Source organism: Streptomyces sp. DSM 40868, assembly GCF_011820545.1.
GTDB lineage: Bacteria > Actinomycetota > Actinomycetes > Streptomycetales > Streptomycetaceae > Streptomyces > Streptomyces eurythermus.
Genome location: NZ_CP050504.1, coordinates 312,194 through 324,817 on the forward strand (window position 1 = coordinate 312,194; position 12,624 = coordinate 324,817).

Here is a 12,624-nt window from a genome sequence, read left to right on the forward strand (position 1 = left end):
GCCACGGTCGGCAACGGTGCGTGCCGGGCCTCACCCGTGCCCCGCGCGGGACCGAGTCATCAGCGACCGGGGGATCAGGGGCCTGTCGGCTGACGTGATCGCGCGATGCGGGCTGCTGAGTACGATCCTGGGATCTCAGGAGCTTTCCAGGAAGCGCGCCCCCGGCCCGGGCGTGCGGCAGACGTCTTCCGGGGCGAGGTGGCTGTGCCCCGCAGCGCACTCGAGGACGACCTTGACCGGCTCGTCGCAGGAGCTCCCATCGTCGACGGGCCGGTGTCGGACGATGACCGACGGGCCCTGCGGGTCGGCGAGGTAGGTGTCGCCCCATTCCAGGAGCGCCACGAGCGTGGGCCGCAACGCCCGGCCCTGCTCGGTGAGCTCGTAGGCGAAGCGCTGCCGATCCCCGGGCTCCTGATAGGGCACGCGGCGCATCACTCCCGCGGTCACCAAGGTTTCGAGCCGAGTCGCCAGAAGGTTTTTGGCGATCCCGAGGCGGGAGTGGAACTCTCCGAACCGGCGCGCGCCGTCCAGCGCTTCACGGACGATCAGCAGCGACCAGCGCTCCCCCACCACCGAGAGGGCGCGCGCCACTGAGCAGTTCACCGGGTCGATTCGCCGCGTCTCCATGGGACGAGTGTACCCCTCTGGGTTTACAAGTTGTACTTAGCCCTCGTAGCCTCCGACCTGAGTTGAAAAATAAAACTCACTAAGGAGATCGGCCATGCCCATGCTCGACGTGTACATCCCCGACGGCGCGCTCCAGCCGGACGCCGAGGCGGCGCTGCTGAACCGCATCACGGAGATCCTCGTCCGCAACGAGGGGTTCGACCCCGCCGACCCGGTGAGCCGTTCCGTCTCCTGGCTCTGGCTGCACCGGCCGGCCGGCATCTACGTCGGCGGTGAACCGGCGGACGCACCTCGCTACAAGGTCGTCCCGTCCGTCCCCGAGGGCCAGCTCGACGAACAGAAGCGTGCGAGTGTCATCGCCGAGGTCACCGAGGCGATCCTCGACGCGGAGAACGGCGCCTGGCCGCGTGACGCCAGCCGGATCTGGGTATTCCCCACCGAGATCCCCGAGGGCCACTGGGGCGGCTGGGGCCGGATCAGGCCGCTCGCGACGATCCTCGCCCGACTCACCGGCGGCGACACCAAGCGGGCCCGTACGCTCGCGCGCGAGCGGATCGCCGCCAGCCGAGCCGAACACGCCCGCCTGCCCTGAGGACTGCGGCTCCGATCGCCAACGAACAGCATCTGGTCACCAGCACCCTCGCCGCATAACGGCACAAACAGGTGTCCACTTGGAGGGGGAAGGTTCAGTCGGCGTGTCTTCGTGGGCAGCAACAACCTCCTGGTGCGGGCGTCTTGACGCCGTCGCCGCCGAACTCGATGGCCGCCCACGCAAAACGCTCGGCTGGGAATCCCCAGTCGAGCGCCTGCACAAACTGCTCGCGGCCTGATCCACACGACCACGTGTTGCAACTCCTCGCTGAAACCGCCGTGGTAGTGGGCCTTACGCCCGTGGCGGGACGGCAGACGAGCTCAGAGCTGGGTTTCGCCGCCATCCACGGCCAGCTCGATACCTGTGGTGTACGTGGCATCGAAGGCGAGGAATGCGGCCGCCTTGGCGAACTCTTCGACGGTGCCGTAGCGCTTCATGGGGTTGCTCGCGGTCCGCTCCGCCCTGAACTGGTCAGCGGCCTCTTTGGACAGGTTCATCGTTTCCAGGATCCCCGAGTCGATGGGGCCCGGGCTGATCGCATTGACACGGATTCCCCGCGGAAGCAGCTCGCGGGAGAAGGTGCGGGCCATCGAGCGCAGCGCCGCCTTGCCGGCCGCATAGACGCTGGTGTCCACCATGCCGATGACGTTCGCGATCGAGGTGGTGAGGACGATGCCGGCGTTCGCGCTCAGCAGCGGAGCGAGCTTCTGCACAGTGAAGAAGGCGCCCTTGACGTTGATCGCGAACAGCTCGTCGTACACGTCCTCGGTCGTCGACTCGAGGGGCGTGAGGGATGAGATGCCGGCGTTGACGAACAAAGCCTCATTCGAACCGAGTTCGCTCTTCACACGGCCGACGAGCATATCCAGGTCGGACAGTGAGGCCACATCCGCCCGGACAGCCACGGCATTCTCGCCGAGCCGTTCGCGTGCCGCGTCGAGTTTGGCCTGAGAGCGGCCGGTGATCACCACGCGGGCTCCGCCTTGCACCAGCAGCTCCGCCAGCGCGAGCCCCATGCCACTGCTGCCACCCGTGATCACCACATTCTTGTCACTGTACGCACCCATAACCGAGGTCTCTCCGTTCCATCATCAAAAACATGCCGATAGAGCTGGATGTCGCCATTCATGAAGCGAATCAGCCGCGGGTTTCGATCTTCATGTCGCCTGTGGTGACCGTGCGGATGTGATCGCTGGCGAGCAGATCGTGCGGATTACCGAGGTCGATGGAGCTGACCTCGTCGAGGCGGGCCAGGTGGGAGGGAGTGAGGTCGACCCGCAGAGCACCCAGGTTGTCCTCCAGCTGGGCGATGGTGCGGGCCCCGATGATGGGTGCCGTCACGCCCGGGGCGCTCAGGGTCCAGGCCAGTGCGACCTGGGCGGGTGTGCGGCCTAGCTCCGAGGCCACCTCCTTCACCACATCGGCAATGGCAAGGTTGCGGTCGGTGACCCATCCCAGGGCGACGTTGAGGGTCTTGCGGTTGCCGGCGGTTTCGCCGACAACGGAGCTCGCCTGGTCCTGGTCCTCCCGGCTGTACTTGCCGGTGAGCACCCCGCCGCCCAATGGGGAGAAGGGGACCACGCCGAGTCCCATCTCGCGTGCCATCGGGATCAGGTCACGCTCCGCGGTGCGCTCGATCAGGCTGTACTCGGTCTCCAGTGCGACCAGTGGTGACCAGCCGCGCAGGTCGGCGATCGCCTGCATGCGCGACACCTGCCAGGCCGGGGCGCTGGAGATCGCCACGTACAGCACCTTGCCCTGCCTCACCAGGTCGTCCAGGCCCCGCAGTATCTCCTCCACCGGCGTCCTGAAGTCCCATACGTTCACATAGAGCAGATCGATGTAGTCGGTGTTCAGCTGCCGCAGACTGGCTTCCACCGACGCCAGCATGCTCTTGCGGTGGGCACCCCCGGAATTCGGGTCACCGGGCTGACGCAGCGTCGAGTACTTCGTCGCCAGCACCATCTTGTCGCGGTTGGCGCGGGCGAATTCGCCGAGCAGTCGCTCGGAGCTGCCGTTGGTGTAGGTGCTGGCGGTGTCGAAGAAGTTGCCGCCGAGTTCGGTGTAGCGGTCGAAGAGCCTGCGCGCCTCGTCGCGCTCGGCGCCCCAACCCCACTCGGTGCCGAAGGTCGCCGTGCCCAGCGCCAGCGGTGAGACCCGGAGTCCGGAACGGCCCAGCAGCCGATAGGTGTCGAGAGCGAGTGCCATCGTGTTCTCCTGTGAGGTGCGGTTCGTGGCGTTCGAGAGGTGCGGATCGGTGGTCGACTCGCCCGGGCTTCAGGCGCCGAGGCCGTAGCCGCCGGCCACGGTGATGTCCTGGCCGGTGATGTAGCCGGCGGCGTCCGAGGCGAGGAAGGCGACTGCTTCCGCGACCTCCTGGCTGGTGCCGAAGCGCTTGAAGGGGATCTTCGAGCGCATGGCGTCCCGGCCGCTCTAGGGCACCCCCAGCTTGTCGAGCAGCGGAGTGTCGGTGGTCCCGGGGCTCACGGCGTTGACGCGAATCCTGCGCGGGGCCAGTTCGAGCGCGAGGGAGGGCAGCATGGCGAGCAGCGCACCGCGTGTCGCCGCCCCCACCGTGGCGCCAGGGGCGCCATGACGGGAACCGACGCCGACGGTCAGCACGATCGAGCCGCCGTCGTTCATGAGGGGAAGGGCCTTTTGAAGAGTGAAGTACTGGCCCTTGAAGTTGAGGTCGGCGTGCTCGTCGAACGATTCCTCCGTCACCTCGGCAACCGGTGCCGGACGGAAGATCCCGGCGTTGAGGAAGAGCAGGTCCAACGCTCCGAACCGCGCCGACACCGCCGACATCAGGGCGTCGGTGTCGGAGAGCACGCGCCCGTCGGACCGGACGACGAGCACGTCACCGGGGAGTCCGGACTGCGCCCGCGCGACGGATTCGGGATTCTGTCCGGTGACCGCGACCCGGTAGCCGCGGGCGTGCAGCAGCTCGGCCGCCGCTCTGCCGATCCCGGTCGTCCCCCCGGTGATGAGCGCTGTAGGCATGGCAAACCTTTCGTCGCTGAAGCGATGGGCGAGACCACCCGTAACCGGGGAACTCCCCGGTTGTCTCACCGTACACTGAACCGGGGACATCCCCGAATCGTTCCCGAGCCCTATCCGACACTCACGATCGCGAAGGTCATGACACCTCCACGCAGCACCCTGCGCGCCGACGCGCAGCGCAACCGCGAGCAGCTGATCGCCACGGCCGCCGAAGCCTTCGCCTCCGGACGCCCGATCTCGCTGGACGCGATCGCCAAACGCGCGGGAGTGGGGAACGCCACCCTCTACCGGCACTTCCCCACCCGAGAGGATCTGGTCGAAGAGGTCTACCGGGACCAGACCCGCCCCTTGCGCGAAGCCGCGCGCACCCTGCTGGCCACCAAGCCGCCCGCGCAGGCCCTCCACGCGTGGATGCTCCGATTCGCCGACTGGGCCGGCGAACGACGCGGCATCTGCGAGGCCCTGGTCGCCATGAGCGCTTCCGGCCGCTTCGGCACCGGACCGGTCTGCGACGAGGTCCAGCAAGTCCTGGCGATGGTGCTCGAGGCCGGCGTCACAGCAGGGGAACTGCGCAGCGACATCGACCCGGTCGAGGTGGGCGGCATCCTCGCCGGTTTGCTCTCCGTGGCCGGCACACCCGAGCAGCGCCCCCAGCTGAACCGGATGCTGGACGTCGTCGTCGACGGGCTCAGGACCCGCTGATCGACACTCCAGCGGTTCGGCGAGGCGTCGGCCCATGCCGGACGGCATGGCTGCTGCCGCGGCGGTCGTGGTACCCCGGACCTTGGTGAGGACCATCGGGATGGTTGCCTACGTTCGGCTCGTTCCCCACCTCGCGACAGCGCCCGAACGGCTCCTCAGGTCTTCCTGTCGTCGCCGCCCCAGGCGGGGAAGACGCCCGCGATGTGGAGTCCGGCGAGGTGGATGGTCGCGGTCTGCTCGTGGCGGGTGGCGATGCCGCGCCCCTGTTTCAGGCGGTTGAGCACCGCTCAACGGTGTTGCGCTGCTTATATGCCTCGCGGTCAAAGGCCGGCGGTCTGCCGCCCGCATGTCCGCGCCGCCGCCGGTTGGCCTGCTGGTCGGCCCGCTCCGGAATCACCGCGCGGACGCCGCGTCTGCGCAGGTGGTCACGGATCGCACGGGAGGAGTACGCCTTGTCGGCCAGGACCAGGTCCGGCCTGGTGCGAGGACGTCCCACAGGACGCGGAAGCGCAGGCGGGCCATGACGTCCGTGAAGGCAGGTGCGTCTGCGGCCTGACCAGCGGTGAGGACGAACACCAGCGGCCGGCACCGGCCGTCGGCCGCGAGGTGGATCTTCGTGGTCGGTCCGCCGCGGGCCAAGCGCCTGACGGTGCCCGTAGCCGCCTTCCGGTGGGCCCGGCACACCGGCCTGATCCCCGCCCGGACGTGTCGTCGTCGCGGTGGTCGCGTGCCGTCGTGGAGGCGATGGACGCCGACGCCATCCGGGCCGCGAATGCCCACCCTGGCGTTCTCCGGCGGCGCGGCGGCGGACCGGATAGCCGATGCGCTCGGCACCCCCAACGTGATCGGCGAGCGGGCGAACGTGACGGCGTTCGTGGTGCGCCGGTTCGTCGACCGCGGCCTCCTGGTCGACCTGAGCGTGAACCCGGACGGGACGCTGCACCACCCCGGCCAAGCCGACCAGGTCTGCCGCCGCGCGGACCTGGCGGAGCTGGTCGTCGCCGACACCCCGCTCGGACCCGAGCAGGCCGCCACCCGGCTCCGGGTGCGCAGGGTCGACTTCGACCACATGGTGCGGCTCGGATCGGTCCGCGTCCCGCAGTCGGTCGAGGCCCGCTTCGGCACCAGCCGGGCCGGAACCGTCGACGTCCCGCTCTACACCACCGCCTCCGTCGACGCGATCCCCGCCGCACACCCGGAAGTCGACTGGGAGCAGCTGCGCACGGTGGAGAAGGGCCGGCGCTCTGCGCTGGCGTCGCTGCGCCCGGAACCGGCGGCGGCATCCGCGTGAGCCTGCTGGAACAAAGGCGGTCCTCCTCGCACCCTGAACGTCGGGTGCGAGGGCCGCCTCCTTTTGTCGCCGTGGTCACGGTGTGCCGCCGGAAGTGGTAGCAGCGGCAGCTCACCCCGGGGCCGGAAGAGCGCGGGCTCGCCGGGGCGCGGGTCGTACAGGGCCCGGCCGCCGGGGCCGAACTGCCCCAGCTCGGTGGCCAGCGCGACGCCGGTATCGACCTCGTCGGGCCTTCGACCGGTGATGTCCGGCAGCAGGCCGTCCAGCGGGCCGCCGACCAGTTCGGCGTGGGTCCGGTGCGGGAGCGGTCTGGGATCGGGATCGTCGTGGTCGGCGCCGTGGACCTGGCGGCGGAGCAGCTGTTCGTCTTCACGGTCCATCCGTTCAGCCTGGCAGCCGCCGCTGACAGCCGGGTGCGGTCGTCACCCGACCCGCGGTCGTTGAGTCGGCCAGCTCTCCCGGGAGGCCGCCGGTTCCCTCGAACGGGCGAGGTCTGCGGCGGCTGGCTCAGGCTTGCCCGGCCGCCGGCTCCCACAGCGGGCGGGCGCGCCCAGTCCCGCCGCCGCAGTGGAAGCACCGGCCTCCCCCTGGCGTGCTGCGGGCACCGATGGTGCCGGCGCGTGGCGGAAGAGCCGGTGAGGCCCGCAGTGTGGGCCTCGTGGATCGGGAGTTCCTGCCGTCTGCCGAGCGTTACCTCCAGCGCGACGCCGGGACCGGTGAAGTGAGGGTGCATGCTCCCGGTGATCGCACAGAGCGTCTCGTTCAGCTCCTGCATCGTCTCGGCGTCGGACAGCTGCACGCGGGCCGCGAGGACGGTGTCGGCGGCCGCGGCGAAGGGCAGCCATCCGACCGGGCGGGCGAGCGGCCCGATGCGGCCCACGGGGGCGGGGTGGGTGTGCTGGATTCGGGACAGGGCGTGCCACAGGTCGCCCGGCAAGTCCTGGGGTGCGGTTTCTTCTCGGCTGCGTCTCATACGGCCTGTGTAGGTCGGGCGTGGCCCGCTGGAAGATCCCGAGTGCTTGCAGGAGCTCCCGACGTCGAGGCCCGGTCGAAGTCCTCCAGTGCCTGGGACGCCTTGCGACATCTGCATGAGGGTTGTCGGATCTGCGGCACCCCCTGTCCGCCGGATCTGACCTGCGGAAACGTCCGGCTTCTGACGGTGGGGTGGTGGAGGGGCCCACGGAGGAGGTCTTTCCGGCCGCCTCGAACCGCGGCCCTGTGGACAGAGTCCGACCGCCGGAGGAGGAGAACTCTCCCCCTCCGGGTTGATCACGATGCAGTCACGACGGAGGGGTTTCTCGCCCGCCGGCGTCACACGGTGCCCGGATTTCCGACCGTGGCTTCGAGGCCGCCGCGATCAGCAGGGCGCCCCGACGATGAGTGCCTGTTCCCGGAACTCTGTATCAGCAGGTCGAAAGGTGTCAGTGGTGAGCTGACGCCACCAAGCCGCTACCGGACGAGGAGGCTCTCGATGTGGTCGATCACCGCTGACACGGCCTGCCGGTAGGCGGTGCTCGACCGGCGGACCTGGGACAGCAGCATGCCGCCCTGGACGGCGGCCAGCAGAGCGGTGGCGAGCGCGGCGGTATCGGCGCGCTCGCTCAGCTCGCCCCGTGCCTGCATGCGTGCGAGTCCCGACCTGATGGGCTCTTCCCACCGGTCGAAGGCGGAGACGAGTCTGGTCCGTGCCGACTGGTCGCCGTCGGCGAGTTCACTGGCGAGCGAGCCGATCTCGCAGCCGCCTTCGCATCCTCTTTCGTCCTGCCGGCTCCCTGCCCTGTCGCACCACTCGCGCAGGGCCTCGATGCTGTCCAGGTTGTCCAGCAGCGGACGCTGCTGGGCGAGCCGGGTGTCCGTCTGGTGGTCGATGACCGCCAGGACCAGGCCCTGCTTGTCGCCGAAGTAGTGGTAGATCTGCGACGCGCTGACCCCGGCGGCCGCCTGGATGTCCGGGATGCTCGTGCCCCCCGCGCCGCGGTGGAACATCAGCTCCGCAGCGGCCTCGATGATGCGTTCGCGGGTCTTGCGGCCCCCCTTGGTGAGTCGCTGTCTCTTCGGCTCTCCGGTACTCGCTGGTGCGCTCATATGCCCACGCTACTCAAGTTGGAATTGACATTCCAATCATGCCCTGCCGATGATCCTGGAAAGGTCATTCCATCCCGGGTGGCCGTCCCTTCAGACAGGTGAGTGCCATGCCCCTCGACCCCCAGATCGAGATTCTGCTCAAGGAAGTGGCCGCAGAAGGCGGACCGGCTCCCGAGACCCTGACGGTGGCGGAGAACCGCGCGTTCGGGCGCGCCTTCGGCGCCCTGGCCGGCGCTCCCGTACCGGTCGCCGACGTCCGGGACACCACGGTCCCTGCCATCGGCCGCGACATACCCGTCCGCATCTACCGGCCCTTCACCGAGCCGGACGCCGGGCCACTGCCCGTGACGCTCTTCTTCCACGGCGGCGGATGGGTCTTCGGCGACCTGGACACCCAGGACAACATCGCCCGCATCGTGACCAGCCGCTCCGGCACGATCGTGGTCTCCGTCGACTACCGGCTGGCACCCGAACACCGCTTCCCGGCCGCAGTCGACGACGCGTACGCCGCGCTGACCTGGGTCGCGGGCAACGCCGCGGGCTTCGGGGGCGACGGAGAGCGCATCGCCGTGTTCGGCGAGAGCGCCGGCGGCAACCTTGCCGCGGTTCTCGCACAGGAATCCCTGCGCCGCGGGGGACCTCGCATCACGCTCCAGGTGCTCGCCTACCCGGCGGTCGACCGGTTCGACGACAGCCCCTCGATGTACGAGAACATGACGGGTCCCGTCCTCTCCCGTTCCTATCTCGAGTGGTTCTGGGGCGCCTACCTCAGCACCCCGGACCAGGGCGCCGACCCGCGGGTCTCACCGGCGCGCTGCGACGAACTGGCCGGACTTGCTCCCGCCGTCATCGTCACCGCCGAGAACGACCCCCTGCGCGACCAGGGCGACCACTACGCCCGCAAGCTGGCCGACGCCGGCATACCGGTCCAGCACCTCCCGGTCGAAGGAGCCATTCACGGCTTCCTCTCGTTCACCGGCTCGGTGCAACTCTCGCGGGACATACTGAACCAGCTCTCGGACGCCGTGGCCACGGCCTTCAACTGACCCAACCTGGCACCGCCAGCCGACGAACCTCTGCCGCACGCCCGCGGGACAGCGACCACCACCGAGCTGCCCCTCGCCATGAAACGGCCGGTCCAGGGCCGCTCGGATCGGCCTCTTCATCGGCGGCAGAGTGTGGCCCCCCCCCGGCCGATGAGCCGTTCGGCGACCGGTCACGGTGACTGTTCACCAAACGGCAGGCCCTCACCCCCGGAGAACCCAAACGGACCCTGACCAGTCCTCAACGAGGTTCAGGAGCAGGCACTGAGGAGCCACCATGGCCGAGAACACCGTCACCACGCCGCTCGCCCCGATGGAGCTGGACGACGCCTTCGCCTACATGTCCGGGCGTTGCAGGCCGGAGAACATCGACACCGCCGGCGCGGTCGCCACGACACGGGACCCGGCTGCTCCTGGACGTCGCCGCGCGCATCGTCATCCCGGTCACCGCCGTGGACGACTGCGAGGGGGAGCCGTGCGTGCACTCCTTCCTGGCGACGGCGCCTGCCTGGGCTTCCCGCCGGGCATCGCCCGGGCCATCATCCGCTCCACCGAGAACATCCTCCCCGAGGACCACGGCGACGTCGCCGACGTCCTGCGCCAGCTGGAGGCAGCAGGGATGAAGCAGGCGATGGAGGCGCACCCGGCCCACCGCACCACCAGGTAGCCGCACCTCCGGGACGGCGGTGGTGCGGTGCGCACCGGACCGGACGCGGTGGCGCACCATCGCGGTGCGCCACCGCGTCCGGCACGATGTCATCCGCTTCTGAGAGCGGCACATCGCCGGTGTCAGCCGGTCCGTAGACCGTCGAGAAGAACGGTCAGCACCACATGGTGACCGTTTGCAGGGTCGGGCTCGAGTCCCAGCACGCATCCCTGTACCGCTGGGGCGCCGGTCAGCCGCAGCACTTCCTGCCAGGCCAGATCCCGGCGAAGACGTCCCTGGTCCTGAGCGCGTTCGATGACCCTCCGGGTGAGGTCGAGGAGCTCGTGGCGCTGCTGGGCGACAGCGGGCCCGCCGTGCTGGTCCAGGGAGCCGGACAGTCCCGCGTTCTGAGCGGTGCCCAGGGCCAGGCCGCTGAACAGCGACGAGAAGCCCTCCCAGGCGTCATCGCAGTTCAGCGCCTGGTGTGCGGTGTCGGTCAGTTCGGTGAGGATGTCGCTCAGCACCGCCGCCATGAGCTGGTCGCGTTCGGGGTAGCGCCGGTAGACGGTGCCCACGCCGACGCCGGCCTCCCGGGCGATCTCGTGGTAGCTCACGTCCAGCCCGTGAGCGGCGACGGCACGACGCGCGGCCGCGCGAACCCGCGCGGCATTGCGCTGGGCGTCGGCACGCACGGGCATCGCCGTTCGCTGGGTCGTCGCAGGCCGCTCGGTGTTCATCGCCCCATCCTATCTATAAGTGGACAGTTTCTGTCCGCATCCTCTACCCTGAAGAAACGGACAAGATTGGTCCGTTTATTTGCTCGTGCGAGAGGTGTGAAGCATGGGGTCTCGCGTGTGGCTGGTCACCGGCGCGTCCGGAGGGTTGGGTCAGGCTCTGGTCGGTGAGGTTCTGAACGCAGGTGAGCGAGTGATCGCGGTCACGCGTGCCGACAAGCCGCTGCGACCGCTGACCGCCGCCTTTCCCGGGCGTCTGCGCACCGTGAGCGTGGACATCACCGACGCCGGTGCGCTGCGTCCGGTACTGGATGACGCGATCACCGGGTTCGGCCGCCTCGACGTCGTCGTCAACAACGCCGGCTACGCGCTGGCGGGCCCCTTCGAGGAACTGGACGACGCGGAGCTGCGCGCCCAGTTCGAAGTGAACTTCTTCGCCGCCGCCAATGTCCTGCGCGCCGCTCTGCCCCACCTGCGCGCGGCGAAAGCGGGCCGTGTGCTGCAGATCAGCTCGCTGGCAGGGCAGATCGGCGCCCCCGGGATGAGCGCCTACACGGCCGGCAAGCACGCCCTCGAAGGTCTGAGCGTCTCACTGGCCGCCGAGCTCGCCCCGCTGGGCATCCGGACGACGCTCGTGGAGCCCGGAGCAGCCCGCACCGACTTCCGCGCCAATTGGGCGAGCCGGCTGCCCGGCAGCACCCCCCTCCCCGACTACCTCCACGTACACGAAGCGCTGGCGCGCTCCGCCGGCGCCGTCGGAGGCCAGGCCGGCGACCCCGCCCGTATGGCCCAGGCCCTCGTCGCCCTCGCCGACATGCCGAGCCCCCCGCTGCGCCTTCCTCTCGGCAGCGACGCCCTCGCCGGCATCGGGAACGCCCGCAGCGACCAACTCGAAGAACTACGCCGGTTCGCGACGCTGAGCGCTTCCACCGACCACACAAAGGCGATCTGACATGCCCGAGCACCGCACCACCGGCCGTTTCGCCGTCGTCACCGGCGGCAGTGAGGGCCTGGGTCTGGCCATCGCCGGTGCCCTCGCCCGCGACGGAGCGGACCTGATTCTCGTCGCCCGCAACCGCGGCAAGCTCGAGACCGCCGCCAAGGAACTCGGCCGGCACGGCACTGTCGTGCACACCGTCCCCGCGGATCTCTCGGCGCCCGACGCCCCCGCCCGGATCGCCGCGCACGTCGGAAACCTGACCGACCGGGTCGACACCCTCGTCAACAACGTCGGCACCGCACACTTCGCCTCCCTCGCCGACACCACGGTCGACGAGATGAACACCATGTGGCACCTCAACGTCCAGGTGCCGCTGCTGCTGAGCCGGCAACTCCTGCCCGCCCTCGTGAATGCCCGGGGAAGCATCATCAACATCAGCAGCTACTGGGCCCGCAAAATGGTCGCCGGCCGTCATTCGGCCGCCTACTCCGCCACCCGCGGAGCACTCAACTCCATGACCCTGGCACTGGCCAGCGAACTCGGCCCCCAAGGAGTCCGTGTCAACGCCATCGCTCCCGGCGCCGTCCGCACTCCCCAGTACGAACGCTCCTATCTCGCTCCCATGACCGCAGAGGAACGCACCGCACACGACGAGCAGATCGAGCACTCCTACCCCCTGGGACGCCTGGGCACTGCCCAAGACATCGCCACCGCGGCCGCCTACCTGGCCTCGGCCCAGTGGACCACCGGCACCATCCTCGCCGTCGACGGAGGCCTCACCATCCGCTGACTCCTGCAAACTTCCTGAGGCTGCGTCGATCTGACGGCTGGTCCTATGCGTTGAGTGTTCAGTTGTTGCTCGGGGGCAGGCGCTCCCGGAGGCGACCTGGAACGCGTTCAGTGGAGCCTTCCAGAGCATGGCCCACCGCTTGACTCTTGCCACCGCTGCGGTCGACAGCGG

Annotated in this window: 12 protein-coding genes and 3 pseudogenes; 7 read left to right on the forward strand and 8 right to left on the reverse strand. The window is 69.5% G+C overall.

What is annotated here, in order from left to right:
* Positions 1–135: 135 nt before the first annotated feature.
* Positions 136–627, reverse strand: coding sequence for a helix-turn-helix domain-containing protein (locus tag HB370_RS01435; RefSeq protein WP_030793893.1), 492 nt, complete (start codon positions 625–627; stop codon positions 136–138).
* A 94-nt stretch (positions 628–721) separates the two neighbouring features.
* Between HB370_RS01435 and HB370_RS01440 the strand changes: the two genes are divergently transcribed.
* Positions 722–1,219, forward strand: coding sequence for a tautomerase family protein (locus tag HB370_RS01440; RefSeq protein ID WP_030793896.1), 498 nt, complete (start codon positions 722–724; stop codon positions 1,217–1,219).
* Between the two features lie 320 nt (positions 1,220–1,539).
* Here HB370_RS01440 and HB370_RS01445 read toward each other — a convergent pair whose 3' ends face one another.
* The 3 genes and pseudogenes from HB370_RS01445 to HB370_RS01455 all read right to left on the reverse strand — a co-directional run bounded on the left by HB370_RS01445 (position 1,540) and on the right by HB370_RS01455 (position 4,312).
* Positions 1,540–2,286, reverse strand: coding sequence for an SDR family oxidoreductase (locus HB370_RS01445; protein ID WP_030793899.1), 747 nt, complete (start codon positions 2,284–2,286; stop codon positions 1,540–1,542).
* Positions 2,287–2,356: 70 nt separating this feature from the next.
* Positions 2,357–3,427 (reverse strand): aldo/keto reductase, encoded by a 1,071-nt coding sequence (locus HB370_RS01450; protein ID WP_030793901.1) that lies wholly within the window; start codon positions 3,425–3,427, stop codon positions 2,357–2,359.
* Between the two features lie 69 nt (positions 3,428–3,496).
* Positions 3,497–4,312, reverse strand: a pseudogene (locus HB370_RS01455) (SDR family oxidoreductase).
* 48 nt (positions 4,313–4,360) lie between these two features.
* Here HB370_RS01455 and HB370_RS01460 point away from each other — a divergent pair.
* Positions 4,361–4,924 (forward strand): TetR/AcrR family transcriptional regulator, encoded by a 564-nt coding sequence (locus HB370_RS01460; protein WP_030793903.1) that lies wholly within the window; start codon positions 4,361–4,363, stop codon positions 4,922–4,924.
* Positions 4,925–5,079: 155 nt separating this feature from the next.
* On the opposite strand, the pseudogene HB370_RS41590 reads toward HB370_RS01460, so the two are convergent.
* Positions 5,080–5,560, reverse strand: a pseudogene (locus tag HB370_RS41590) (IS5 family transposase); the annotation flags it as partial.
* A 136-nt stretch (positions 5,561–5,696) separates the two neighbouring features.
* Between HB370_RS41590 and HB370_RS41315 the strand changes: the two are divergent.
* Positions 5,697–6,215, forward strand: a complete 519-nt coding sequence (locus HB370_RS41315; RefSeq protein ID WP_244405342.1) for a hypothetical protein — start codon at positions 5,697–5,699, stop codon at positions 6,213–6,215.
* A 131-nt stretch (positions 6,216–6,346) separates the two neighbouring features.
* Here HB370_RS41315 and HB370_RS41595 read toward each other — a convergent pair.
* Positions 6,347–6,595: pseudogene (locus HB370_RS41595) on the reverse strand (hypothetical protein); the annotation flags it as partial.
* A 1,069-nt stretch (positions 6,596–7,664) separates the two neighbouring features.
* Positions 7,665–8,300 (reverse strand): TetR/AcrR family transcriptional regulator, encoded by a 636-nt coding sequence (locus HB370_RS01480; protein WP_167512932.1) that lies wholly within the window; start codon positions 8,298–8,300, stop codon positions 7,665–7,667.
* A gap of 107 nt (positions 8,301–8,407) precedes the next feature.
* Between HB370_RS01480 and HB370_RS01485 the strand changes: the two genes are divergently transcribed.
* Together HB370_RS01485 and HB370_RS01490 are read left to right on the forward strand one after the other, a co-directional pair.
* On the forward strand, positions 8,408–9,346 hold the full coding sequence (locus HB370_RS01485; RefSeq protein WP_030793908.1) for an alpha/beta hydrolase: 939 nt from the start codon (positions 8,408–8,410) through the stop codon (positions 9,344–9,346).
* Positions 9,347–9,620: 274 nt separating this feature from the next.
* On the forward strand, positions 9,621–10,010 hold the full coding sequence (locus HB370_RS01490) for a hypothetical protein (RefSeq protein WP_051816199.1): 390 nt from the start codon (positions 9,621–9,623) through the stop codon (positions 10,008–10,010).
* A gap of 122 nt (positions 10,011–10,132) precedes the next feature.
* Here the strand turns inward: HB370_RS01490 and HB370_RS01495 are convergent, their stop codons facing one another.
* Positions 10,133–10,726, reverse strand: a complete 594-nt coding sequence (locus tag HB370_RS01495) for a TetR/AcrR family transcriptional regulator (protein ID WP_030793910.1) — start codon at positions 10,724–10,726, stop codon at positions 10,133–10,135.
* Between the two features lie 103 nt (positions 10,727–10,829).
* Here HB370_RS01495 and HB370_RS01500 point away from each other — a divergent pair, with 103 nt between their 5' ends.
* The gene (locus tag HB370_RS01500) at positions 10,830–11,675 is read left to right on the forward strand and encodes an SDR family oxidoreductase (protein ID WP_030793913.1); all 846 of its coding nucleotides are present in this window, start codon (positions 10,830–10,832) and stop codon (positions 11,673–11,675) included.
* Position 11,676: 1 nt separating this feature from the next.
* Complete coding sequence (locus tag HB370_RS01505; RefSeq protein WP_030793921.1) at positions 11,677–12,453, forward strand: SDR family oxidoreductase; 777 nt, start codon at positions 11,677–11,679, stop codon at positions 12,451–12,453.
* The last annotated feature ends 171 nt before the right edge of the window (positions 12,454–12,624 follow it).

Coding starts and splice junctions, on each gene's coding strand:
- HB370_RS01435 (WP_030793893.1), bottom strand. CDS start 627: ATGGAGACGCGGCGAATCGACCCGGTGAACTGCTCAGTGGCGCGCGCC.
- HB370_RS01440 (WP_030793896.1), top strand. CDS start 722: ATGCCCATGCTCGACGTGTACATCCCCGACGGCGCGCTCCAGCCGGAC.
- HB370_RS01445 (WP_030793899.1), bottom strand. CDS start 2,286: ATGGGTGCGTACAGTGACAAGAATGTGGTGATCACGGGTGGCAGCAGT.
- HB370_RS01450 (WP_030793901.1), bottom strand. CDS start 3,427: ATGGCACTCGCTCTCGACACCTATCGGCTGCTGGGCCGTTCCGGACTC.
- HB370_RS01460 (WP_030793903.1), top strand. CDS start 4,361: ATGACACCTCCACGCAGCACCCTGCGCGCCGACGCGCAGCGCAACCGC.
- HB370_RS41315 (WP_244405342.1), top strand. CDS start 5,697: ATGCCCACCCTGGCGTTCTCCGGCGGCGCGGCGGCGGACCGGATAGCC.
- HB370_RS01480 (WP_167512932.1), bottom strand. CDS start 8,300: ATGAGCGCACCAGCGAGTACCGGAGAGCCGAAGAGACAGCGACTCACC.
- HB370_RS01485 (WP_030793908.1), top strand. CDS start 8,408: ATGCCCCTCGACCCCCAGATCGAGATTCTGCTCAAGGAAGTGGCCGCA.
- HB370_RS01490 (WP_051816199.1), top strand. CDS start 9,621: ATGGCCGAGAACACCGTCACCACGCCGCTCGCCCCGATGGAGCTGGAC.
- HB370_RS01495 (WP_030793910.1), bottom strand. CDS start 10,726: ATGAACACCGAGCGGCCTGCGACGACCCAGCGAACGGCGATGCCCGTG.
- HB370_RS01500 (WP_030793913.1), top strand. CDS start 10,830: ATGGGGTCTCGCGTGTGGCTGGTCACCGGCGCGTCCGGAGGGTTGGGT.
- HB370_RS01505 (WP_030793921.1), top strand. CDS start 11,677: ATGCCCGAGCACCGCACCACCGGCCGTTTCGCCGTCGTCACCGGCGGC.